The organism is Microbulbifer maximicatervae (SeqCode), assembly GCF_052467695.1.
Map to the genome: position 1 here is coordinate 3,551,900 of NZ_CP174320.1, position 22,805 is coordinate 3,574,704.

Genomic DNA, 22,805 nt, shown 5'->3' on the forward strand with positions numbered 1-22,805 from the left:
GCAATGGTCAATTACCTGTTGGCACTATTTTGTATCCCTATTCATCTGGGCCTAGTATAGATACCTTTATCGTCTTCATTAATACTAAGAACTTGAATGCACTAGAACCATTTTCATTTGAAAAGCCCTTTACTATGGTTCCATTGGATGCATACCAAGAGTGAGACACATAACAAACACAGGCAGTATGCTACGGCCCTTCGGGCCTCCGCGGGACGTCTTACCTTGTGCACTTTTTGCGCAGGTCGCTACGCTCCCAGTTTTGCGCAAAACGCGTACAAGGTAATCCGCCCCTGCTGTGGGCGTTATCGGAGCTTACGAGTAAATGCTATACAGAGTTGCCAACATAAATGACTTAGAGGTTTTAGCTAACTTACATGCTGAAAGTTGGCGTGAGTCATATCGGGGAATATTCCCTAATCAATTCCTTGATAATGATGTTTGGGTGGAGCGGAGAAACTCTTGGGCAAATCGATTATCCTCACCAAAGAGTAACCAATACGTTTTGGTTGCCATTGATGGTGATAACATTTGTGGTTTTATTTGTGCTTTTGGTAATGAAAGTGCTAGATGGGGAACATTCATAGATAACTTGCATGTCTCAAGGGCTTATCAAGGTAAAGGAATTGGTAAACAGCTAATGCATTTAATTGCTAAATGGGCTGATGAAAACTTTAGCCATAAGGGATTATACCTTGAGGTTTTAGAAGATAACTCAAATGCACGCGATTTTTATCATCGAATGGGGGCAAAGCACCAAGAAACAAATTTATGGCTACCGCCCGGCAGTAATGTAAAAGTAAATGATTTGCTCTATATTTGGGAAAATAATTTATCGCTGTTGCAGATAAACAACTAACAAGCACCAGCAAATCGCACGCAAAACACGCGAGCTGGACTCGCAACAAGTTGCTCGCCTTTGTGGTGAGCGTTAAATTCCACTCGGAGATAAGCCACGAATGAAATACATCACTATTCTTGCTGCTATAAGCATGAGCATTAGTGCCTATGGGAGTTCCTTTTGGTGTACCGTCAAGGATTTTAACGCGGGTCCTTTAACTCAAGATTTTTATACAGACGCGATTGGAAAAGAGTTTCATGTCAACCGATCAACGGGAAGAATATATGGCGGACTAGATAATAGCGTTCTGGATTCATACACACCGAAAGTGGTGAGTGATGGATCTAACAGTTACTATAAGTCTATTAGCGGAAATGTCATGACTTATTTCACCGTAAGGATAGACAAAAATACAAAATCGCATTTCTTTGTTTTTGTATGAATTTCATGACATACACTGGTCAATGCGTTGATGTATGAGCAGGAATTTAACAAACGCAGCCACACCGGCCTATCGGCCTCGACTCGCTACGCTCGCGTGTGCTGCGGGCGTTAACTTTCCAGGAGATAAAATGGACTTCGGCAAAATCATCAAAAGCGATGGTGATATACAGCTTGCTAAATGGAGTGGCATAATCTCCAGTCATCAAGCCCTCGAGCAAGCTCCTGATAAGAAAGGAACTAACCCTTTTACCAATGAGGAGGTTCTTTTCTCTGGTGAAGGCATAGCTTTCTATCTAGAAGGCGGGGATAAAGTTGGCAATATAAGCCTGGAGAATGGTGTTCTACTGACCAGCGGGGTTCCTATGTCAATATGCTCTGAACTTGCATATTCCCTCAACGCGGAAGCTTTCGAAGATGACCGCAGTTAACAAGGGCCAGCACAATCGCCAAATGCAAAAAACGCATTTGGCTGGACTCGCTGAAAGCGCTCGCTTGTGTGGCCGGCGTTAAGTGTCATTATGGACGATAGAGCATTTACAAAATTAATTGAGTATCTTGAGAAAGTTCCAGCGATACGTGGTGCCATCGGAAAAGGTTCAGAAGTAGATGGCTGCTGGTGGGTGAAATTCGATATTGATATTCACCATCAATTTGCGTGGCACACCGTCCAGGAGCTTGGTCATGTTTTGAACTACATGTCAGTCAATGAGCGTCTGCCAACATCCTTTCACCCGGTGTCTCCACCACCTTATATGAATGGTGGCCCTGATGAGTTTCTATCTTGGGTAATAGAGTGCCATAACCCAGAATTTAAGCCTGGTACATGTGCTGAGTGGCTTGTTGGTCGTTTGCCAAATCCAGTAGAGGACTTAGGGCAATGGGCTACGGAGTAAAACACTTAACAAGGGTAGGCAACATCGCCAGCGCAAAAAGCGCGCTGGCTGGACGTCTTACGCTACGCTTCAGCCGCCGTTGCTACCGGCGTTATAGAGCAGCAGGGTTCGAGTAATGGAAGTACCTATATCCCAAGAATTCGTAAAAATCTGTAAGCAAATTAAAGCCAAATCGTATTCAATCTCCCAGTGGTCTGAAATCGAATCCGATGATATGTTTCACTCAGATTCTTTTCGTGGTGGCTTTGATGCAGATGAACAGGAGTTCTGCTTTAGCTTTTATGACCAAGCTGGAGATGAGTATTGGTTTCAAGTAAGTCTTTCTTCAATCATAGAAATAGCTAGTGGTATACAGCTTAAAATTGTAGGTAGGGCTGCAGACTGAAGGCCTATAACAAGGTGCTCAAACACCGTTCCGGCCGAAAGCGGCCTCCATTGGACGCGCAAAAAGCGCGCGCCGTTTAGCACGGCGTTATGTGAGCAGGAAATAGAGCATATGGACATCGCGATAAAAATGATTGATCAAGCTTGGCAATTACTTGTGCGTATTCCATTTTGGTTGTTGTTGTCCACACCATTGATAATCGCTCTCTACTTTTATGCAAAGAAAATCAGAAGCGTGCAGTGGAATATGGCAATAAAACTGTTGCTTTTTGTTCCACTTTCGACCGTCTTACTTGCTCCAATGCCGGTTGGCATGTTCATAGCACTCGTGCCTAATGGTTTTTTGCTCTTTAGTGGCCTTGAGTACTACAGTAGGGTTTTTGCCTGGTGTGTTTCATCCATGCTCGTATCAATGATAGTTTGTTACTTCGTAGGCAAGAAATACCAGAGACCCACATAACAAGTGACTATGGTTACTCGTCAAGTTTTTAAGCCATACTTTCATCCCAGTAGGTGTTATTTTTCACCATCGTATTCAGAATCGTAATCTGCTTTCTCATGCAAGCAATCAGAGCGACCTTTTTAGGTTTGCCAGCGTCGACTAATCGCTTATACATCGGCTCTAATTTGGGATGATGTTGTATGGCAGACATAATGGAAACAAACAGAACCGTACGTACACGATGCCTTCCACCCCGAATATATCTCTTTCCCTGGAAGCTGCCGCTATCACGGTTCATCGGGGCGATACCGACAAGTGCAGCGATTTCTTTACGGTTCAATTTTCCTAGCTCGGGAAGTTCACTCATCAACGTATAAGCCAATACATTTCCGACCCCTTTAGCACTCAACAATAGGTCGCGCCTTTGCCGCCACTCAGACACACTGTTAACCAGTTTATCCAGTTGCTTGTCGATACCTTGTAGCTCTTTTTTGATGGTGTTTAGAATGGTCTGTATAGGTTTGTGAACTGATTTCGGCATTCTCTGAAGCCGATTCTTTTGCATTGTGCTCATCTCCAAACACTGACTTCTTACCGCCAGTAAGTCACTGATCTCCCTAAGCTTTTCTGGCTTTAGTACCGACAGCCTTGGCTTCATGGCCTCACCAAAATGTGCAATATCCATTGCATCTAGCTTGTCGGTTTTGGCGAGGCGCCCTGCGGATTTAGCGAAGCTTCTTATCTGAGAAGGATTGCAAACAACAATAGGTAATCCTGCTTTGTCGGCGGCGCAAACAAACTCTAACTCGAGTCTTCCCGTAGACTCTATTAATACTCTTAGAGGTTTAAGGGGTTGAAGTTGTTTAATGGCATCCTTAATGCCACTTTTATCATTGGCAACACTAAAAAACTGGCCAGTAGGTCTCACATAAATATCGAGTTGTTTACTGCTGGTATCGATACCGACATTGATCTCTTGAGGTTCCATAAGATAAGCTATCTCCGCCTTGCTATTCGGGCTCGAGGCCCACATGACTATCCGAGTTATGCCTAGTGAGTGCTTATCACGTTCATACTTGTTATCGGTCTTTTACGAACCGGCCAGGCAGCGAACTGTGATAAACAAGGCCTTCGGTGGCCGCCGAAGGTGGGTCTCAATTTACCCGTTAACGAAAAGGATTTTCAACATCAGAATCAGACAAGAGCAATCATAGAAGGCCAGGCAGCATGGCTCCGGGCCTGCGGCCCTCCGCGGGACAGCTTACCTTGTGCACGTTTTGCGCTGGTCGCTGCGCTTGCATTTTTGCGCAAAACGCGCACAAGGTAAGCTGCCCCTGCTGGCGGCGTTCAGGCTGTAGAAAAACTAATTTATGTCTTTGCTGTCTTAGATGTGATCAAATATTAACCATAAATGGTGATTCTACGTGAATTCTGATCTAGGGACCCTCTGATCAACGAAGCATTTTTCTAGAATTAAGCTACACTGCTTGAAAAATTCACTTTATTACGCTCAAACGCGTAATTTTCGCGTAATAGTCCCCTAATTTTTCATCTGAAATCCTCAATAGGCGGATTTCAGGCGCCCCCCCTAGGTAGCCAAGTATTTTCTCCCTATTAATAAGTTGGTAAAGCCTGCCAGTAAGCACAGCCTCTCAGTATTTTTTACCAGTCCCCGATAGCGGACCTTGTCATAACCAAATACCTGTTTGATGTAGCGGAAGGGGTGCTCGACCTTCGCTCTTATCTGCGCCTTGATCTTTTCCGCTTTACGGAGTGCATCACGCCCTGGAAGAGTTTTTAGCTTGCTCGGCTTCATTGCTATATACCAATCCGCCTCCCGCTCTTTCAACTCTTCACGTTTCTCCGCACCAATGTACCCAGAGTCTCCCCAGATTCTTTTCTCCTCCCCGTGGAGAACTCGCTCTGTGGTTGTGACATCATGCGAATTCGCTGCTGTTGTATCTATGCTATGTATTACTCCGAGCACATCATCAACCCCGATATGCATTTTCATCCCAAAATGCCATTGATTGCCTTTCTTTGTTTGATGCATTTCCGGATCACGTTCTTTCTTTTCATTCTTAGTTGAAGTTGGCGCAGAGATAATAGTGGCATCTACAATCGTGCCTTCACGCAGTACCATGCCATTCTCAGCAAGATGTTTGTTGATTTCATCAAAAAGAGCTGCACCTAGCTGATTGAGCTCCAGTAAGTGGCGAAAGTTAAGAATCGTTGTTTCATCGGGAATTGGGCTACTCAAAGTCAATCCAGCAAAACTACGCATGGATTCAATTTCATACAGTGCATCTTCCATAGCGGGATCACTGAGATTGTAAAATAGCTGCATGCAATGAATACGAAGCATGACACTCAATGGATATGGCTGTCGGCCACGTTTGCCTTGTGGGTAACAAGGAGTGATCTGAGCTTCTAGTCGCTGCCATGGGATGAGGATTTCCATTTGAGAAAGAAACTTCTCTCGCCGAGTTATACGGCGCTTTAGCTTATATTCTGCTTCGGCAAAGGTGACTTGGTGCATGATTCATCGTAGTCTTGATGGGTAGGTGAATATTACCAAATTGACTCAGAATTATTCAGAGGTTCCCTAGCTTTCACTGATGAGTAGGCTATTTTTCACGTAGAAGCACAATACGAAAAGAGGGCTGAGTTTTTCTACACCCTCGTTAAGTATCACTATATGAAAAAACAATTTCTTTATATCTGGTGTGGAATAGCTACATGGTATGTTGCACAAGGTTTGCTTTCTTTTATTGCTTTCGAACTCCAGATCGATAAATACCCCGGATTAACTTATGGAGTATTGGCGCTAATTAATGGCTTTATTGGGGGTAGCGTTGTGTTGGCTTTATCTAAGGAAAATAATGTTCTGATCCAGTCAATACCCCTAATAGTTTTATCTCTCGCTTGGATTGTCTTGTCTCCAGCACCACATTGGCGTAATTTCTTCACCTGGAATTGGCCTATTTGGGGAGTGGTATCAATGTTATTAACAATTTATTTTGGGCAAAAATACTTAACAAAAAGCTCAAGCAAGGACGCCGCAAGCGGCGCCGCTTAGCTTGGCGTTAGTGCGACAAGCGAAGCTTGTTGCATCTTGCTGGGTGAAAGTCCCAGCCTGGTATGAGTTAGCCACTCACCAGTATCGAGTCTTGCGCGTTGTGCGGAGCTTTAAATTAGGGGTATTTGAGAGGCAGGATGCACGAGCGAACAATCAACGTGAAGCGTAGACAGAGAAATATGTAGGCCATAGGGAGTGCGCGCTCCTGAAGTGCTGGTATCGCTTCGAAATGCAAATTCTAGGTGACGAGGCTTGTAACGTGGTCGAAGTCCAAACAAAGCAATCAACTCAGGAGTGAATTTGTTTTCGCTACCTGAATGGCAAGATTGTGGAGACCTAGCGGAGTTCTTAAGTCGTGGCATGCGTACAGAGATGTAATGAGAACTTGTGAGACCCAAGGTAACTCCCAAAGGAATGGGTAGGGCGGTGTAGCTGAATAAGCGAGCCGAACGATGGTGTCTTGGGAGTCGGACCAGCTCATAGTAGTCGGAGGGCGGGAAAGCCGTCTACAGGGCGAAGGGGCTGGCAGTTATATTGAGCTTGCAGTCGATACATACACCGGACATGTAGGACTGGATATTGTATGAAAACAAAAGTGCAAGCATTACATTCAGTTGAATCTAAGTTTATGCACTTCAGTCATTGGGTGAAAAGGCGAAGATGGGTAGAGTGAATAGCTTTGATAGGATTTAGCTGCGCGGTAAATAATATAACGGAGGAGCCGGATACGGTAATTCCGCACGTCCGGATCTGCGTGGGGGCTGTCGGGTAACCGGCTGTCCTACCACTACGGCATTTATAAGGAAGTTAGGCATTGAAACTATTTTCAGCATTTTTTGTATTTTTAGTTTGTACCGGTTGTTCAACCCTTAGTAAGACTAAAAACTTTGAAATTGAGCCTTCTCCAAAGTACCAGAGAACCTATGTTTACGATTGGTGTGAAGAAGACCAAGCTGTATTAGGTATTTTGGGCGAGCACTGTTCTGGGATTTACAAGCCGCCTCTTTACTCGGTGCCTATCGATGATGGTTTTCTTGTTATCTACCCATTACTTTTGAGTCATAAAGAGCTTTCAGTGGGCCCTATGGGCTTGCCTATTATCCCTTTGAGTGGTAATAAAGTTTCCGCGAGTGAGGAGCAAAATATATATTTTCGGTTTAGAACCTACTCTAAGATAGGGAACTTTAATATTGCTCCAGTAAGAGTTTCGATTTTAAATGCTAATAGAGGCTCTTGCGACGTAATCGAACGTTCAGAGGATGCAATTGGAAAAGTTTATAACTGTGTGGTTGGTCTTAAAATTAATAAACTTCAAAAACTAATTATTAACCTGGAGCTAGATGACAATTCTACTTTAGATATTTCCTATATTTTGTCAGAGTTTACTAGTTACCGCCCTGTTGTTGCACCAAATGGACCTGCTAGGGATATTAAGCCGTTCATTACAATAGCTGATCCCGATGTCTAACAAGGTAATCATGTAAGGTGCCCATAATATCGGCGGTACTGGAGAAGCCTTAGGGGTTGCAGGTATTGGCAATGAAAAGTCAATTTTAGGGTAAGGGCATCAATTGACTTCAAATTTCGGAGGGGCAATTTGGAAAATGATGTCTGAAAAAGCTCAAGATTGATAAGAATAGAAAGTCGGCATCACAGATCATAGTTGTCGGACAAAATTTACGCAGAGCACGGCGCTATCAAAAATATAAAGTCTCCTTATTAGTACTCTGACCAGTTAGTAACTTATTTATACTGATTTCACCTTCATTTCACCTTTCCTTCTTTAAAGTGCTACTCAACCAGTTATTTAAAGAAACTAACTATGTCGAGTAGCATTCACTTAAAGCAAATTGACCATTATTTTACTTTGGATAAACAACAGGTCAGCCTGTTTGAGGGTTTAAATATTAAACTGCACAGTGGCCATTCTTACGCCATTGTGGGGCCCTCTGGAGTAGGTAAATCAAGCTTATTGCTGTTAATGGCGGGCCTTGAATGTCCGGTTTCTGGTGAGGTGCAATTTCAGAAAAACGGTGAGCCACAATTATTAAAGAACCTGCGTCAAAACTCAGGTTTTATTTTTCAGCAGTTTCATTTGTTACCCGAACTTGATGCCTTAAACAACGTTGCTCTGCCTTTAAAACTAAAAGGTGACAAACACGCATTATCCACAGCTGAATTATGGCTCGACAAGGTAGGGTTATCTGAGCGAATGTATCATAAACCACAGCAACTCAGTGGTGGTGAGCAACAACGGGTGGCCATTGCCCGTGCTTTTGTAATGCAGCCGCAATTTATTTTTGCCGATGAGCCTACGGGCAACCTAGATGAGAATACCGCGCAGCATGTCGCGCAATTGATGTTTGATTGCTGTCAGCAAAACGGCGTGGGGCTGGTATTAGTCACTCACTCGATGGAATTAGCGCAGCAGGCCGATACTTTACTGCAATTGAGTCAAGGCAAATTAGCAGTCAAGGCGCATAACAAAGCTGCGGCTATGGCAGGCCCATTATGCTGATTCTATTAGTGTGGCAATTATTCCGCCAGCAATATCACCAAGCGGATGTGCGCTTAATTCGCTGGACCCAAGCAACTTTGATGTTTTTCATTTTAACGCTCAGCTTAACCAGCAGTTCCATTCAAACTTATTTAGCCAATAATTTGCAGCAAATGCTCGGTAGCGATTTGGTGATTTCTCAGAATCAAGCGCTAACCGATGTACAACTAAGCAAGTTGCACCAGTATGCACAGAAGTTGAGCGTGAGCCAGCTGGTGAATGTAACCTTGACCAATGATCACCATTGGCAAGCGGTTCAATTAAAAGCAGTGGATGATCTTTATCCAGTGCAAGGCACAGTGCAAGTGGCATTTGAGACGGATGGACAAGGGCTATCCCTGAGCCATGGGCCCAAATCCGGTGAAATCTGGGTCGATAGCCGATTGTTTGCTTCGCTGCAGCTCACCCTTGGCCAATCCTTAGACATCGGACACGGACAATTGAAGCTCACAGGTTTGGTGCAACACGAACCCGACCGTCTGCTCGAAGGCCATTCCGTAGCGATGCGTGCATTGGTGCACCTGGATGATCTTTCACTGATACAAGCAGACAATGCCCGCTTTCGCTATTTACTTACGGGGGATGAAAGCGAACTGAACACCCTCAAACAGTGGGCCACTACTGAGCTAGTGACTGCACAGTTTTATGATAAATACAGTGGCCATCCGCTGGCGATGTTTTGGCAACGGGTTGAGAATTTTGTGGGTTTAGCATCGGTACTGTTGTTTTTGATGGCTGCCATTGCTATCGACCAAGCCGGTCGACGTCAGTTGTTATCCCAGCACCGCTTTGCTGCGGTGTGTTTAGCCATGGGCAGCAATAAACCCCAAGTGTTTGCTTTATCATTTGGTCAATGGCTACTAACAGTCATTGCAGGTCTAATTCCGGCAACCGCCTTGGCATGGGGGGCGGAATACCTAATTTTGCAGCAAATGCAGATACAGTTTACGGACCTATCCGCCACCCGGGTATGGACGGATTTATTCAACAGTTACATGCTGTTATTAGCCCTATTGGCGATTTTCCAAATTCCCAATTGGCTAGTGATGGCCAAAGTAACCCCGGCGCAGTTGATTCGCCAAATGGCGAGTCCGAATCACCTATTGCCACGATATGGATTTGCGTTAATCGGTGTGGCTGTGGTGGCCTTTGTTTACTCCGATAACGGTCTGCTCACGGCCATGACTCTATCCGCTATGGCGGCCACCTTGATGTTGATGGTGGTATTGACTTGGTTGGTATTGAGGTTGGGCTATACGGTGACGAGCCGTACAACGGGCATCATGGCTTTTGGTTTTTATATGATGAAACAGCGTTTGCTCAGCAAATCCATTCAAATTCTGGGTGTTGGCATGTGTGCCACTTTGTTGCTGTTCACCTTAAGTTTGATGAAGGACATTGGTCAAACCATGGAAGGCTATACCCGCGAGCACGATGGTAATCTGATGATCACCCAGGCCAATGAACAACAGGTGCAAGACATACGCCAATGGAGTGCGCAAACTGGCAGTGAGATTCGCCAATTAAAGCCATTTTGGTACGGGCAGTTAAGTCATATCAATGGTCAGTCCTTGGTGGAATTAACCACCGGCCCCAGCGAAAGTTTGGCTAGCTTACAGAAGCCTATCCGCTTGCATTTCAGTATTAAGCAAGCAAACAACAACCAAACCGTGATTGGCCAACGCTGGCAAGATCGGGATGCTGACTGGCAACAAGTATCGGTGGAGCAAGAAGTTATGACTGATATGGGGTTGAAGCTCGGCGACCAATTGCGGTTTGAAGTTGCGGGGCAATCTTTGAACTTTGAAATCAAAGCTAGTCATAAATATGTACCAGGCAAAGGTTCCATCACCTTTTGGTTTAATGTGCCGCAAAGCACCATGAACCAGCTTCAAATATCGCCTCTTTATATGGGTAGCCTTGAGCTTGTTGACACTGCTTGGGTGCAGTTGGCAGAGCTTTGGCTGCGTCATCCAACTTTGCGGTTAATCTCGGTGCGCGAATTAACGCAACGCTTTGATGATACTTTGTCGATGGTCATTAAGTTGGTATCTGGATTTAGTTTGATGATTATTGTGCTGGCACTGTTGGTGATCAGTGCATCGGTCAAAGGCTATGAAGCTGATGAGTGTAAAAAGAATGCCTTACTGATCAGCTTTGGTCAATCACGCCTTGCGTGCTGTAAACTAAGCCTGTTTGAGTGGTTGCTGACTTCTTTAATTGCTAGCGTGGGTGCCATTTTAGGTACTTACCTTATGGCTCAATTGATTTATCAGTCTCAATTTGGCATCAATTATAAGCCTGATTGGTTATGGATCATCGCTACTTTACTCGTCAGTGTATTGGTGGTGTGCAGCGCTGGTATGATAGCCAATCGCAGCAGTTTAAAGTTTTCCGTTGGAACCTTGTTAAGGAACACAGGGTGAATAACATTTCAATTTAGTTGGTGGAAGACCAACAGGATTTGGCCATTAATGTCACAGAATATTTTGAGCCAAAAGGTCCGTCGGTAGATTGTGCGAACTGTCTCAGGGGATGACATGAACTTTGATCATCCGGGGGGCAGCATGGTCTTCTGAACAATACAGGCGAAGATATAGAGTTGCTTAACGATGGAGGTTGCATATTAATGGTATGTAAATTGTAAAAATGTGTGTTGCGATACCTATAAAGAGTGCTCCATGCCTCTGGGCGCACTGTGTTCGGCATAGTGTGCATCGCCGTTTACGGTGATATTAGTGAGTAAAAAATGTGAAGATAATTATCGCTATAGTTAAATCTGCACATGATTTTAGTATTTACTAAGAAAATTATTCATGAAAAAGAGCCTTGATCAGCTAATAGATAATAGAGAAGACTGGCGAACAATAGCATTTGCTTTTTACTCCCTGGTTCACAATGACCCAAGTGATTGGGATAAGCTTTCAGACGAATTGAAAAATAGTGAAATAGGCAATATTGTCAGAAATATATAGATACTAAAGATGCTCAGTACCTAATGGGGGCAGGTAAGATGCTTGCAGGTAAAAATTGGTACACAGCTCTTGGAAGAGCATTTTAAATGTTTGTTATTTTAAGTTGGTATAAAAGTTGTGGTGTGTCAAAAAGATGTTAAGTATTGCAAATTAGAGTGAAATTATTTTTCCTAGATTTAACGCTGCTCGCACTCGAAAGATAATATTTCTTGATAAAGCTGAATCCAATCCACTGTTGGTTGGCTTATTTCTGGAAATTGCAATAAGCGATTATTCCAGAGCCTTTCAGATGTGTATGCAGTTTATGGTTTCGTTTAACAGTACATTGTGCTGCCAGGGATGGCACTAAAGTATGAGGCTGTCGTTCATAAAGCTCTTCTCGCTAATTATTTTTACTCCCTTTGAGGGGGGTAGCTTGTTGTTCAGGTCTACTCAGTGCGCTTGTTCAAGAAATGTCAGGTAAGTGCCTGTAATTTCCTAGTGAATACAATTCTAGTAGAATAAAATCAAATAGCTGGTGCTGTTATATATGGCAATGATGGTAGCTCCACGCTATCCGTATTTGGGTTAAGTAGGCTTTAATTATTTAGGTGCTCATAAAATAAGACAGATAAATCCGATATCAGCAGAAAGTGTAATTCGGATGATTGAATGGAAATGTGTTGGATTTATAGTGTTAAGTACTGCCGCATTAGCACTTTTATCACTATTTGTGTTGGGCTAGCTCGTGTTTATGGAAAATATATGCTGGGATGACGCCCCATTTAATCCAAAAAATATTCGCTAAGGTGTAACTTTTTTGACTTTGCAGTTTGTTAAAAGAAAAAATGGATTGTTGGCTTTTTAAAGGAGCTTGCCAATAATTTGAATCTCAAAAAATTACTGTTTCTGTGAGCTGGTATCTTTACAAGTAATTACTTTGCAAGTAGTTTCATTAGCTTGCCTTAACTGTTGGTTTTTAATTTTAGGTTCTGATAATACAAGTGCCGCCGGCACTAAAAGAATGTCAGGAATTATGGTCATCTACAATTGAAATGGGGGCGAGCAGTCTGTTTTAAAGTGTTTTTAGGTGTTTATCATTAAAAAGTGATCGGTAGTTAGGATGCTACATTAGTCACATGGATATAGCAAAAAGGAAAATCCAATGCTAAAAGATGTAACTTATAAAAAAGCTTTAAAAAGTATTATAGGATTAGTATTTGTGTCAGCAAGTTGGCAAGCGCAGGCCATCAGTTGTCCTCAGTTAGAGGATGTTTCATTGCCTCCAAAATGTAGCTCTGAAGAGCTAGGGACTTGTAATGTTGCGGTACAAAATATAATCCCAGCTGCAGCCTGTGCAATCTTTGAAGTGTCTCCGGCTGCAAATGATGCGACGTTGGTACTCCGTTTTACAACGCTTATCACTAACTCCTGGTTTGATGCAACAGCACCTTATCATCCGACAGCAAAGGGCGTTTACTCAGATATTAGTCGAATGACAGAGCCGACAGATAATACTGAGTTAAATATTGCATTGACCTATGCTTCCCACAAAGTACTAAGTGGTTTATTTCCCCATTTGGTATCTGAATGGGATGACATGCTAATTGAGCTAGGGCTAGATCCTGAAAATATTTCAGAAGATACGACGACACCAATTGGTATAGGAAATTATGCTGGTAGAAAAGTTCTGGAAGGACGTGTCAATGATGGGATGAATCAGTTAGGTAATGAAGGTAACCAGCTTTATCATCGCTTGCCTTATGCCGACTATACTGACTTTAAACCTGCTAATTCTGCCTACAAGCTGCGTTTTCCATCAAAATGGCAGCCGGCAGTTTTAATGGAGCGACCAGGCGTATTTCGGGTTCAGCAGTTCGTAACTCCTCAAATTGCCTTGACTACGCCCTACAGCTACGAATCTCCTGATGAGTTCACTTCACCGATACCAATTAAATCCAAAATTTGGAACTACCCCAGTTACGTAGCGCAAGTAAATGATGTATTGGCTACATCAGCGAATTTAACTGATAAGCAGAAGATGAAAGCTGAGCTATTTGATATGAAGATATTCAGCTTAGGCTTCGCTGCCGTTTTTGCATCTGAATCTCAAGGTTTATCCCTGATGGATTTCATACACTATGATTTCCTGACTAATATGGCAGCTTTTGATACTGCTATTGCTATCTGGAAAGAAAAGCGTCGCCATAATTCAGTAAGACCTTTTTCTGCTGTTCGGTATATTTATAAGGATGAACCTGTAACGGCTTGGGGTGGTGCTGGAAAGGGAACCGTGGATGATTTGCCCGCCAGTCAGTGGACTAGCTATCTGCCTGTAGCTGATCATCCCGAGTATCCCTCCGCATCAGCTAGCTTTTGTGCTGCGCATGCCGAGACAAGCCGCTTGTTTTTACCTCAAGGCGATACTTTGGGATATTCTGTAACTGCTCTGTCTGGCAGCTCTCAGATTGAACCTGGTGTAACACCACAAACTGACTTGAATCTATATTTCCCTACCTGGACTTCATTTGAAGAGGACTGTGGTAATAGTCGTGTATGGGGAGGTGTACACTTTGAGCCTTCAGTACCTGCAGGGCAGGCGATAGGTCATCAAGTGGCACATCGTGCTTTTCAGTTTTACCTCTCAAAATTAGAAGGTAACTAAGAGAGATGACGTGGGGCAGAAGAATCACTAATTGATAAGCTCGGATCCAATTAGTATCTTCTGCCTCATTTATAAGTTAGATGTTTCTATTCTGGGACCTCTGTTCATCTATGTTTAAAATGTGAGCTAAGTTGTCATTAGATAATCTTTTATCTCGATACTTGGGAAATCTAGAGTGGCTTTCGATCACAAGAAATGTGAACCTAAGAACCCGATAATAAGTTCACTCAAGTGACTGAAAAGGCCATATAGATAATGCAGCCTATTGTACCATAAGTTAAGAAGTGAAATACTTGACAATGATTTTTGACAGAGGAGCCTGAATCTCAGTAGGGAACAATATCCCGTTGATGTATTTCTGCAGTTTTTAGATGTTTTACAGGGCTTAACTTTAATTAAAATATAATTCGGTCCTGTTTCTCTTATGCTAATTACTTTACTTATAATAATTGGATTGTTATTGCCTGCAGTATGGCAGGTATTGTTAGGATAATTGTGATGAAGCGAATCCCTGAACCCTTCCGTATAAAAATGGTTGAGCCGATCAAGATGACAACCTATAAAGATAGGGAGGTTGCACTCAATAAGGCTGGATTAAATCCGTTTTTACTGCGCAGTGATGATGTCTATATTGACCTATTGACAGATTCAGGTACTGGTGCAATGAGTGATAATCAATGGGCGGGTTTGATGCTTGGTGATGAGTCCTATGCCGGTAGCCGAAACTACTACAATTTGTGCAATGCAGTAGAGCATTTTTTCGGGTATAAATTGGTTGTTCCTACACATCAGGGGCGTGGAGCAGAACAAATTTTGTTTCCTGCTCTGATTGAGCGTATGCGTCAAGTGCGTGGAGGGACGGAGCCTGTATTTATTTCAAATTATCATTTTGATACTACTGCAGGGCATATAGAGTTAAATGGCGGAAAAGCAATTAATGTGGTGGATAAACGTGCTTTTGATACCACGACAGCATACGACTGGAAAGGTAACTTTGATTTACAACGCCTGGTTGCCACTATTGAGGAGCACGGAAGCCACAATGTCTGTGCGATTATAACTACTGTGACCTGTAACAGTTCTGGTGGTCAGCCTGTGTCCATGAAAAATATGCAGGCAGTTTATGAAATTGCTACTAAGTATGATATCCCAGTGGTAATTGATTCGGCTCGATATTGCGAGAATGCTTACTTTATAAAGCAAAGGGAAGAGGGGTATCAAGAGAAATCGATTTTAGAAATTATTCGCGAGATGTATCAATATGGGGACATGTTGACAATGTCCGCAAAAAAAGACCCTATGGTAAATATTGGTGGCCTTTGCTGTATTCGAAACAATGAGGAACTGTTTCAAGCCGTACAAACCCGCTGCGTCCCTATGGAGGGTTTTGTGACCTACGGAGGGATGGCTGGTCGCGATATGGAAGCGCTGGCCCGGGGGCTCTATGAGGCTGCCGATGAGAGCTATTTGAGCTACCGAATTGGCCAAGTGGCCTATCTGGGAGAGCGATTGAGATCTGCTGGAGTACCCATTCAATATCCCACAGGTGGGCATGCAGTTTTTGTAGATGCATCGAAGATTCTTCCCCATATTCCATCAGAGCAGTTTCCGGCACAGGTGTTAACCAATGCGCTGTATCTAGAAGCGGGAATCAGGGCTGTGGAAATTGGCTCTTTACTTCTTGGGCGGGACCCGGATACCGGTGAACAAAAGAAAGCAGATCTAGAATTAATGCGGCTTACTATTCCACGTAGAGTCTATACAAATGATCATATGGATTATGTAGCAGATGCGATTATCGAACTTTGCTCGCGGGCCAATGAATTGCGGGGGCTAGCTTTCGAGTATGAGCCACAAGTTCTACGACATTTTACTGCCAGATTTACAGAGATTTGAGCTATAATTAACTATTTTTTCTATTATAGTAAAACCATTCTTTAGTATATTTTACAACTAAAATAAGGTGGATACATTGGATGTTTGTATCCACCTTATTTTTTCTAGAAATTATCTTGCTGCCTTACCTGGTTCCAGCTGGCCCCTAAGTCGGTCGACTCGTAGAAATCACCATTGGCACCATCGCAGGAAACTAATAAACGATCGGCAACCAGAGGAACTATAGAGGTACAATAGTCTGTAGGTGGTTTATTGTCTGTAGCTATCCAGCTTTTTCCGCCATCCGTTGTTGTTAAGATTCTGGTTTCTGTTTCACGATTCCTACCGGAAAAGTTACTTTGTGAAAAACCAACAATCGCAACGGCTTCATTGTCAGTTGAGAACCAGGGAACGGATCGAAATGTGAAATTTCTATTTATACAGCGATTTCTGGAAGATTTACTCTCTTTACATTCTTTAATATACGTAGTTATTTTATCCTGGTTGCCATTTTTATCAATTTTGTAATAGGTTGGCTTTCCTGTCCAGGACCAGAAGCCAGCTTCCTCGACACCTAACTGAACTGCGCCTGCGTTAACAATTGCATTTAGGTCAAAATCATCTACTGTTTTTTCGATCATCCAACTTTCAGGATCATAGATGAAGATTTCGCTATTGATTGGCGAAAATATAATACTTCCATACGTTGATTGCTCACGGACAGTTATGTAATTCTGGCCGTTGAATTCAAAAATAGTTGTATTGTATATATGTTGGTCACTTTTAGTGTGGGCTTTCATTTCCCCTATTTTTACTTCCGCAATATGCTTCCATCCTTGACCTGATCTTGAGGAGTATTGATTCAAAAGTTTCCACTTTACTTGTGAATTTGCTACTACTCCCCTATAAATATTCACTTCAAAGTCGCGAGTAACTAGAAGTTCTATCTCTCCTGTATCTAGAAGTCTCAGGTTTTCAATGTGAGTATTGTGCTCCAATGATATGTCTAGCCAATCCCCTTTAGCAGAGCGCCAGAATAGGGCGCCTTCACTCCCCCCGACTACTAGATCACCATGATTGTTTTGTGCGATAGCCGTTAGTTCATGATTGGTGTCAACAGCATCAAGCTCCCAGTCCCCGTCGGGAGTACGTTTCATAAATACGCCGACCTTTCCAAGAAAGTAGATGGAACTATCAGGGGAAATATACTCTTCGCTGTATGTCAGAGGATTCTGTGCAATGGATATATAAGCTGACTCACGCTCTTCATCATTTTCATCGATATGCCACCCGTTGATTGATTGAGGATCGTATTTTATGAATGGAAAGTGCTTTGCAATTACCTCCCCTTCTTTTGATTCAGGCGCGCGAATCAAAAGGTCAAGGTATCTGTCACCTTGTGGCTTTGGATAATAGATCAAAGTACCAAGATCAGTGACCTCACCCTGCGTAACTGAAAAGGTCCCCAGCTTCTCATCTGCACTTACGAAACGGCTGTACCATCCATTACCGTTTGAATAGAACGCCCGAATGCTACTAATAGAGTAATTCCCTGGTTTGACAGAAGAGGCAAATACCGTTGTACCATTTAGCTTTGGTCGATCCGCAAGGAGACGTTCAGGTTTTATGGCCTTAGACTCGTTTAAGTTTTCCGGGTTAATTGTGAGTTGATTAAACGGCAGGGCAACTCCAGATGCGTTAATGATTCGGGCGACAATAATTCCATCTTGTTCGTTAATAGGGGCGTCTTCTTTCAATGCCGGTAGCATATTAACTTGCACCGCACAACCTTGTAGAAATAATAAACAGACCGTTAAAAGAAGTGGGCAAGACTTAACGTACCTGAGAGCGTTCATCCCTGACATATTATTCTCCATAATTAGAACCAAAGCTTGCCAATTGTATTGCATTTGGCTCTGAGATAGTATTCAAAACGTTGTCACTCATTTATAAATAAACATATGGAAGTGTTATTTTGACACTAAATTTAAGAAGCGTGATGCCGATAGGCTATCAGGCAAGTGGAGTTAATACTCTTCTTAAAGGCATAATATTTGCGGCAATCCTTGTGTCTGAATCAGTAATTGCTCGGGCGCTGTCATTGGTACCCTATGATAGTCCGCCTGAGTTAGAGGGCGGGCGTGGGTATGTTTTGGTAAAGCTCGATGTAGGAGGTACTGCGCCCTCAATAGAGTTTGCTAAGATGTACGCTAATGGAAATAAATACCTGCTGAGTGGGCAAAAATATAAACTGCGAAAGAAAGGTCGTTATAAAGTCAGCCTCAAGGATAAGTCCGAAGGCTTTTACCTGATGACAGTCCCTGCTGGCCTGTACCAAATTACCCAAATAAATGCACCTTACTTCAATCTTCCCTACAAACTAGATACTGCTAAGCGGCGCACATGGCGTTTTCATGTGGAAGCTGGAAAAACAAATTATATTGGCAGCTTGTTTATAGGTAAGCAAAGAAAGTCAGATACGGTAGAGGTCTATTTCAAAAATCGAATAGCAACAGATTTAGATGGAGTTCAAGAAGCCTTAAACTCATTAACTGAGTTGTATCCTCTGGTATCTGGTGCGGGAGTGCAAGATGAATTCTTGCAAAGTTGGTTAAGTCCTCTGGAGATAAATCAATGATTGTTTTTTTTCGAGGGGCTTTATTGGTTTTGTTATGCATTCTGGTGAAAATTGGTCCAGTAGTAGCAATGCCAGCAGAAAGCTACTTTAAATCGGTTGATACTATAACAGCACAGGTTAGTCCAGATGGAAGGTTGGTAGCGTCCATTAAGCAGAGTGACGCTAGTCAAAAGTTAGATATTTGGAGTCGTAAAGATGGATCTAGTCATACCCTAATTGATCTCGAAACATTGACTTCCAGGGATGCATCAATTCAATTTATCCGTTGGGTTGGCCCAAAGTATCTTGTTGCCCAGTTTAAGGAAGTCAAGAAGGGTGTTAAAAATTTACTAGATACCAAGCCAGCTTATCGACTATTAGTGCTTGATGTATCAGGCTCCGAAGGCCAGCCTCCAGAAATATTTGAGGTAAAAACGCCGGGTTGGTTGGTCCATGCGTTGCCAAACAGGCCGGGCCATTTTCTGTATGCAAAAAGTGGGATTTACTCCAAGGTATACAGTATTGACGTATCTAAGCTTAACCGATTTAAACAGAAAGCAAGTAAACTTTTACGAAAAGATGGAGGCCAGTTTACAGTTCAGAATGAAGTGGCGTCGGTTGAAGGGTATGCGATACGCTGGTTTTTTGATCCATCAGGCCAGCCAAAGTCCGTTTTGTTTTTCAATGACAGCAAGCTTCATCTGAGTAAAGTTGTTGATGGAAACTCTACCGCCCCAATAAAGAGTTGGTCTGAAGAAGAGTTGGAAGAGGAGCCCGCTCCCGGAGCAGAGCATGGAGTCCTTATTCCGGTGTCTATAAGTTCAGAGCCTGGAACTTACTTTTGTTTAGATACTAATTCGGAGAAAGATCGGGTAGTTTACCGCTGCAATTTCACTAGTGGAGAACAGAGCATAGCTTATCGATCTGATAGCTACGATATTATCGATCTGGTAATAGAGCAATCGACAGGGGAGTTGATTGGTGTAAAAGTCGTTCATAATGGACGGTTAGAATATCAATATATTGATGAGGATAGACAAGAAAAAAATGGCATGGCGAGTCTACTAAAAACAACAGTAGGAAGAAGCCTCGATAGTACTATAGAACTTTACTATAGTGAGAGCCACGGCCAGCCAGGACGTTATTTCATTAGCAGGAAAAACCAGAAAATTGACCAGCTAGTGGCCTCAAAATTTCCACATTTAAATGATCAGCTTGAGAGTCGCCAATACCACGAGCAGGTTAAAGTGGAGGGATTGGATATTCCTTATATATTGACCATGCCAAAAGGTAACGGGCCATTCCCTCTTATAGTTATGCCACATGGTGGTCCTCTTGGCGTTTTTGACCATCAGTATTTTGACTACTATACACAGTTCTTTGTGGCGAATAATTATGCCGTTTTAAGGGTGAATTATCGAGGATCGAGTGGTTATTCAACTGAGCTGGAGGAAGCGGGTGTTCAGCAGTGGGGTAACTTAATGCTTGAAGATATATTTCAAGCAACAAAGGTGGTAAGTGACCGAAGCGATATTTTGTCTTCGGAAATTTGTTCTGTTGGAATAAGTTATGGTGGATATGCTGCACTAATGATGGCTATCAAACACCAGCAATTGTTCCGCTGTGCAGTCAGTGTGGCCGGTGTCACAGATGTTAACCTCTACCTGAACTCACCCTATGCAACTGAGGCTCAAAGTAAGTGGCTGCTGGAGAATGTTGGAGATACTGTTAAAGACTATGGCAAACTGAAGGACATTTCACCAGTATATCTGGCACAAAACCTTCAAAGGCCTGTATTTATTATTCATGGTGAGAAGGATGAAACTGTTGATGTTGAACATATGTATCGCATGAATATGATGTTAAGTAAGTTTGATAAGGACTATGAGTGGAAACTATATCCAGAAATGGCTCATGGTCCTACTGATAGTGAGCACCATAGAGCTATTTTTGGGTCGATCATCAGTTTCCTTGAAAAGAACATGTAGGTTTCTGGGATTATGGAGGCTCGGAGTAATTTCATAGCTGTATTTGTGGGATTACTTAGAGCCATCTATTACCCAATTAGAGAGCTAGCTGAGACTCTAATACTCTCCTTTAAGATGGATAGAAAACTGCGAGATACTGGGATAAGTGTATCTGTTCCGGAAAGCCGGACAAAATGGCGTCGTGACTGTAACTTTAATTCAAGGATTCTATGGCTGTTAATGATGTAGCTTCGATGTAATCGGTAAAAAGTTTCCTTAGGTAGCTGCTCACTGAAACTGTCAAGTGTCATATCTGAAATAATGGTATTTGTATTGTGAGATTTAACTCCTGTCTCGGTAAGGTGGATGCGACGATAACGACCGATACTATCGATATAGTTAATTTGTTCATATTCAAATATCTTCATTTGATTGTAATCACTCAAAACCAATCGGTTTCCGCTTGTCGAAGACGTCTGTTGCCCTAAGGCATACATCTCTTGCCGTAATATCTTGCGAATGCTTTTCTTTATTAATTCTGGATGAGCAGGCTTTGTCAAATAGTCAATTGCATTTGTGTCGAACGCACGCAGGGCATAGTGCTGATAGGCTGTTAGGAAGACAAGTTGATAGTTTATATGTTGAGTTGCATTGGCCACATCAAAGCCATTCACTTCTGGCATTTCAATGTCAAGGAAAACGATATCAGGGCTTTTGGTTGTGATCTGCTTTATTGCTGACTTCCCATCAGTTACTTGCGCCACAACTTTCAATTCATCGAAGGTGTTGATTACTTCTATTAGATTGGATCTTGCTGCAGGTTCATCATCGACAATAATTACCTTTTTAGTATTCATTTTCGCCATTTTCAACCTACGGGGTTATGGATGAATTTACTTGTGGGAATCGAATTTTCAAACTTGCTCCTTCACCGCTTGAATTTAGCTTAAGGGCGTGGTTGTCACTGAAGTTGACTCTTAATGTTTGAGTTAGAATACGTAATCCTTCACCATAAGTGATGTTTTTGTCATCAAAGCATGCCCCTGTATCCTGAACTTCCACTTCTATGTAGCTATTATTTAGTTCCACATTTACACTCACATGACCACTTTTAGCGTAGGGTGCAATACCGTACTTTATAGCATTTTCCACAGCTGGCATTAATAGTAATGAAGGTATATTCATTCCATTCAAATTTTGTGGGCAGTCAATATCAAAGGTGAATCGATCCTCAAAGCGCTTTTGCTGCAGCAAGAGGTATAACTCGATTAATCTTAGTTCTTCCTCAATAGTTATCCATTGGGTTTTGGTTAAGTTGATTGTGTCGCGCAATAAATCGGAAAGGCTGTAAATGAGCTCTTTAGCTTTTGATGGGTGCTGAATGACTTCTGATGCAATCAAATTTAGAGTGTTAAATAGAAAGTGAGGATTTGATTGCATTTTAAGTATTTGTAGCTCTGCCTGTTGCGCATGAAGCTGCGAGCGATAGTAGAAGCTTTGCTGTTGAAATATATATATGGCAAAAATATAAACTGTGGATTCAAGTAGCATTATCGCCAATGGTAATATTTTAATATCAGGTACTTTGAAAGTTAATGGGGGTTCTACGATCGGTGCAATGCTTATAAATAGAAAAATGACTACAATTGGTCTAAGTAAGTAAATGTGTTCTTCTTTTAATAATCGTAGAGGGCTGTTGGGAAGGTTTTCAATAAAAATGAAAAGAAGGTGACATAAAATAAATGTTCCCCATATTTTAGCTGTAGCCAACAGGAAGAGGTGGGGGGTTAGTGACTCAAGTGAATAAAGTGTAGCAGAGACGATAAAGATATTCACCCATGGCCATATTAGAAGAAATATCCATGCTTGGATCTTATTTATTTTGCGAAATTCAAACAAGGTTCCTTGCCTATATTGCATTCAATATCGATTTTATATATCAAAATATCAACAGTGAATGATATAGGTAATCTCATATGAAAGAAACTTGCCATTTGCTCCATTGAGCTTGAAATATGCACCGTTCATACAAAACATTCTCGATTGCAAGCAAATTTTTAAGTATCTAAGCATAAGTTTATGTATCT

General features: G+C 42.4%; 20 protein-coding genes. 15 read left to right on the forward strand and 5 right to left on the reverse strand.

Annotation, left to right across the window (positions count from 1 at the left end):
- The first annotated feature begins 325 nt into the window (after positions 1 to 325).
- From ACJJI8_RS15695 to ACJJI8_RS15720, 6 genes are all read left to right on the forward strand, one after another.
- Positions 326 to 859 (forward strand): GNAT family N-acetyltransferase, encoded by a 534-nt coding sequence (locus tag ACJJI8_RS15695; protein WP_444905569.1) that lies wholly within the window; start codon positions 326 to 328, stop codon positions 857 to 859.
- Between the two features lie 100 nt (positions 860 to 959).
- A complete protein-coding gene (locus ACJJI8_RS15700) occupies positions 960 to 1,283 on the forward strand; it encodes a hypothetical protein (RefSeq protein WP_444932942.1) in 324 nt (107 codons plus the stop codon).
- A gap of 130 nt (positions 1,284 to 1,413) precedes the next feature.
- Complete coding sequence (locus ACJJI8_RS15705; protein ID WP_444932943.1) at positions 1,414 to 1,713, forward strand: hypothetical protein; 300 nt, start codon at positions 1,414 to 1,416, stop codon at positions 1,711 to 1,713.
- 90 nt (positions 1,714 to 1,803) lie between these two features.
- Entirely contained in the window at positions 1,804 to 2,178 is a 375-nt protein-coding gene (locus ACJJI8_RS15710) for a hypothetical protein (protein ID WP_444913296.1), read from the forward strand.
- A 115-nt stretch (positions 2,179 to 2,293) separates the two neighbouring features.
- Positions 2,294 to 2,563, forward strand: a complete 270-nt coding sequence (locus ACJJI8_RS15715) for a hypothetical protein (RefSeq protein WP_444913281.1) — start codon at positions 2,294 to 2,296, stop codon at positions 2,561 to 2,563.
- A 111-nt stretch (positions 2,564 to 2,674) separates the two neighbouring features.
- A complete protein-coding gene (locus tag ACJJI8_RS15720; RefSeq protein WP_444932944.1) occupies positions 2,675 to 3,022 on the forward strand; it encodes a hypothetical protein in 348 nt (115 codons plus the stop codon).
- Between the two features lie 28 nt (positions 3,023 to 3,050).
- Here ACJJI8_RS15720 and ACJJI8_RS15725 read toward each other — a convergent pair whose 3' ends face one another.
- Both ACJJI8_RS15725 and ACJJI8_RS15730 read right to left on the reverse strand, forming a co-directional pair.
- Entirely contained in the window at positions 3,051 to 3,992 is a 942-nt protein-coding gene (locus ACJJI8_RS15725; protein ID WP_444905566.1) for an IS110 family RNA-guided transposase, read from the reverse strand.
- Between the two features lie 600 nt (positions 3,993 to 4,592).
- Positions 4,593 to 5,543: an IS5 family transposase gene (locus tag ACJJI8_RS15730; RefSeq protein ID WP_444932661.1), complete on the reverse strand. Its 951-nt coding sequence runs from the start codon at positions 5,541 to 5,543 to the stop codon at positions 4,593 to 4,595.
- Between the two features lie 159 nt (positions 5,544 to 5,702).
- On the opposite strand from ACJJI8_RS15730, the gene ACJJI8_RS15735 reads away from it, so the two are divergent.
- From ACJJI8_RS15735 to ACJJI8_RS15765, 7 genes are all read left to right on the forward strand, one after another.
- The gene (locus tag ACJJI8_RS15735; protein WP_444905565.1) at positions 5,703 to 6,083 is read left to right on the forward strand and encodes a hypothetical protein; all 381 of its coding nucleotides are present in this window, start codon (positions 5,703 to 5,705) and stop codon (positions 6,081 to 6,083) included.
- Positions 6,084 to 6,897: 814 nt separating this feature from the next.
- Entirely contained in the window at positions 6,898 to 7,551 is a 654-nt protein-coding gene (locus ACJJI8_RS15740) for a hypothetical protein (RefSeq protein ID WP_444932945.1), read from the forward strand.
- Positions 7,552 to 7,905: 354 nt separating this feature from the next.
- Positions 7,906 to 8,601 carry an ABC transporter ATP-binding protein gene (locus ACJJI8_RS15745; RefSeq protein ID WP_444932946.1) on the forward strand — a complete coding sequence of 232 codons (696 nt, stop codon included), beginning with the start codon at positions 7,906 to 7,908 and terminating at the stop codon, positions 8,599 to 8,601.
- Entirely contained in the window at positions 8,595 to 11,066 is a 2,472-nt protein-coding gene (locus tag ACJJI8_RS15750; protein WP_444932947.1) for an ABC transporter permease, read from the forward strand. Before ACJJI8_RS15745 ends, ACJJI8_RS15750 begins: the two co-directional genes overlap by 7 nt.
- 390 nt (positions 11,067 to 11,456) lie before the next feature.
- A complete protein-coding gene (locus tag ACJJI8_RS15755; protein WP_444932948.1) occupies positions 11,457 to 11,615 on the forward strand; it encodes a hypothetical protein in 159 nt (52 codons plus the stop codon).
- Positions 11,616 to 12,759: 1,144 nt separating this feature from the next.
- Positions 12,760 to 14,259 (forward strand): vanadium-dependent haloperoxidase, encoded by a 1,500-nt coding sequence (locus ACJJI8_RS15760; protein WP_444932949.1) that lies wholly within the window; start codon positions 12,760 to 12,762, stop codon positions 14,257 to 14,259.
- A gap of 498 nt (positions 14,260 to 14,757) precedes the next feature.
- Positions 14,758 to 16,155: a tryptophanase gene (locus ACJJI8_RS15765; RefSeq protein ID WP_444932950.1), complete on the forward strand. Its 1,398-nt coding sequence runs from the start codon at positions 14,758 to 14,760 to the stop codon at positions 16,153 to 16,155.
- Between the two features lie 104 nt (positions 16,156 to 16,259).
- Here ACJJI8_RS15765 and ACJJI8_RS15770 read toward each other — a convergent pair whose 3' ends face one another.
- Positions 16,260 to 17,999, reverse strand: a complete 1,740-nt coding sequence (locus ACJJI8_RS15770) for a WD40/YVTN/BNR-like repeat-containing protein (protein ID WP_444932951.1) — start codon at positions 17,997 to 17,999, stop codon at positions 16,260 to 16,262.
- A 134-nt stretch (positions 18,000 to 18,133) separates the two neighbouring features.
- On the opposite strand from ACJJI8_RS15770, the gene ACJJI8_RS15775 reads away from it, so the two are divergent.
- Together ACJJI8_RS15775 and ACJJI8_RS15780 are read left to right on the forward strand one after the other, a co-directional pair.
- Positions 18,134 to 18,772, forward strand: a complete 639-nt coding sequence (locus ACJJI8_RS15775; RefSeq protein ID WP_444932952.1) for a hypothetical protein — start codon at positions 18,134 to 18,136, stop codon at positions 18,770 to 18,772.
- Positions 18,769 to 20,739 carry an alpha/beta hydrolase family protein gene (locus tag ACJJI8_RS15780; RefSeq protein ID WP_444932953.1) on the forward strand — a complete coding sequence of 657 codons (1,971 nt, stop codon included), beginning with the start codon at positions 18,769 to 18,771 and terminating at the stop codon, positions 20,737 to 20,739. Before ACJJI8_RS15775 ends, ACJJI8_RS15780 begins: the two co-directional genes overlap by 4 nt.
- 68 nt (positions 20,740 to 20,807) lie before the next feature.
- Here the strand turns inward: ACJJI8_RS15780 and ACJJI8_RS15785 are convergent, their stop codons facing one another.
- Together ACJJI8_RS15785 and ACJJI8_RS15790 are read right to left on the reverse strand one after the other, a co-directional pair.
- Complete coding sequence (locus ACJJI8_RS15785; protein WP_413665467.1) at positions 20,808 to 21,584, reverse strand: LytR/AlgR family response regulator transcription factor; 777 nt, start codon at positions 21,582 to 21,584, stop codon at positions 20,808 to 20,810.
- A 7-nt stretch (positions 21,585 to 21,591) separates the two neighbouring features.
- Positions 21,592 to 22,617 carry a sensor histidine kinase gene (locus ACJJI8_RS15790; protein WP_413665468.1) on the reverse strand — a complete coding sequence of 342 codons (1,026 nt, stop codon included), beginning with the start codon at positions 22,615 to 22,617 and terminating at the stop codon, positions 21,592 to 21,594.
- Positions 22,618 to 22,805 lie beyond the last annotated feature (188 nt).

What these genes read in the sequence shown, in the direction of transcription:
- ACJJI8_RS15695 (WP_444905569.1), top strand. Translation starts at nt 326, where the DNA reads ATGCTATACAGAGTTGCCAACATAAATGACTTAGAGGTTTTAGCTAAC.
- ACJJI8_RS15700 (WP_444932942.1), top strand. Translation starts at nt 960, where the DNA reads ATGAAATACATCACTATTCTTGCTGCTATAAGCATGAGCATTAGTGCC.
- ACJJI8_RS15705 (WP_444932943.1), top strand. Translation starts at nt 1,414, where the DNA reads ATGGACTTCGGCAAAATCATCAAAAGCGATGGTGATATACAGCTTGCT.
- ACJJI8_RS15710 (WP_444913296.1), top strand. Translation starts at nt 1,804, where the DNA reads ATGGACGATAGAGCATTTACAAAATTAATTGAGTATCTTGAGAAAGTT.
- ACJJI8_RS15715 (WP_444913281.1), top strand. Translation starts at nt 2,294, where the DNA reads ATGGAAGTACCTATATCCCAAGAATTCGTAAAAATCTGTAAGCAAATT.
- ACJJI8_RS15720 (WP_444932944.1), top strand. Translation starts at nt 2,675, where the DNA reads ATGGACATCGCGATAAAAATGATTGATCAAGCTTGGCAATTACTTGTG.
- ACJJI8_RS15725 (WP_444905566.1), bottom strand. Translation starts at nt 3,992, where the DNA reads ATGGAACCTCAAGAGATCAATGTCGGTATCGATACCAGCAGTAAACAA.
- ACJJI8_RS15730 (WP_444932661.1), bottom strand. Translation starts at nt 5,543, where the DNA reads ATGCACCAAGTCACCTTTGCCGAAGCAGAATATAAGCTAAAGCGCCGT.
- ACJJI8_RS15735 (WP_444905565.1), top strand. Translation starts at nt 5,703, where the DNA reads ATGAAAAAACAATTTCTTTATATCTGGTGTGGAATAGCTACATGGTAT.
- ACJJI8_RS15745 (WP_444932946.1), top strand. Translation starts at nt 7,906, where the DNA reads ATGTCGAGTAGCATTCACTTAAAGCAAATTGACCATTATTTTACTTTG.
- ACJJI8_RS15750 (WP_444932947.1), top strand. Translation starts at nt 8,595, where the DNA reads ATGCTGATTCTATTAGTGTGGCAATTATTCCGCCAGCAATATCACCAA.
- ACJJI8_RS15755 (WP_444932948.1), top strand. Translation starts at nt 11,457, where the DNA reads ATGAAAAAGAGCCTTGATCAGCTAATAGATAATAGAGAAGACTGGCGA.
- ACJJI8_RS15760 (WP_444932949.1), top strand. Translation starts at nt 12,760, where the DNA reads ATGCTAAAAGATGTAACTTATAAAAAAGCTTTAAAAAGTATTATAGGA.
- ACJJI8_RS15765 (WP_444932950.1), top strand. Translation starts at nt 14,758, where the DNA reads ATGAAGCGAATCCCTGAACCCTTCCGTATAAAAATGGTTGAGCCGATC.
- ACJJI8_RS15770 (WP_444932951.1), bottom strand. Translation starts at nt 17,999, where the DNA reads ATGTCAGGGATGAACGCTCTCAGGTACGTTAAGTCTTGCCCACTTCTT.
- ACJJI8_RS15775 (WP_444932952.1), top strand. Translation starts at nt 18,134, where the DNA reads ATGCCGATAGGCTATCAGGCAAGTGGAGTTAATACTCTTCTTAAAGGC.
- ACJJI8_RS15780 (WP_444932953.1), top strand. Translation starts at nt 18,769, where the DNA reads ATGATTGTTTTTTTTCGAGGGGCTTTATTGGTTTTGTTATGCATTCTG.
- ACJJI8_RS15785 (WP_413665467.1), bottom strand. Translation starts at nt 21,584, where the DNA reads ATGGCGAAAATGAATACTAAAAAGGTAATTATTGTCGATGATGAACCT.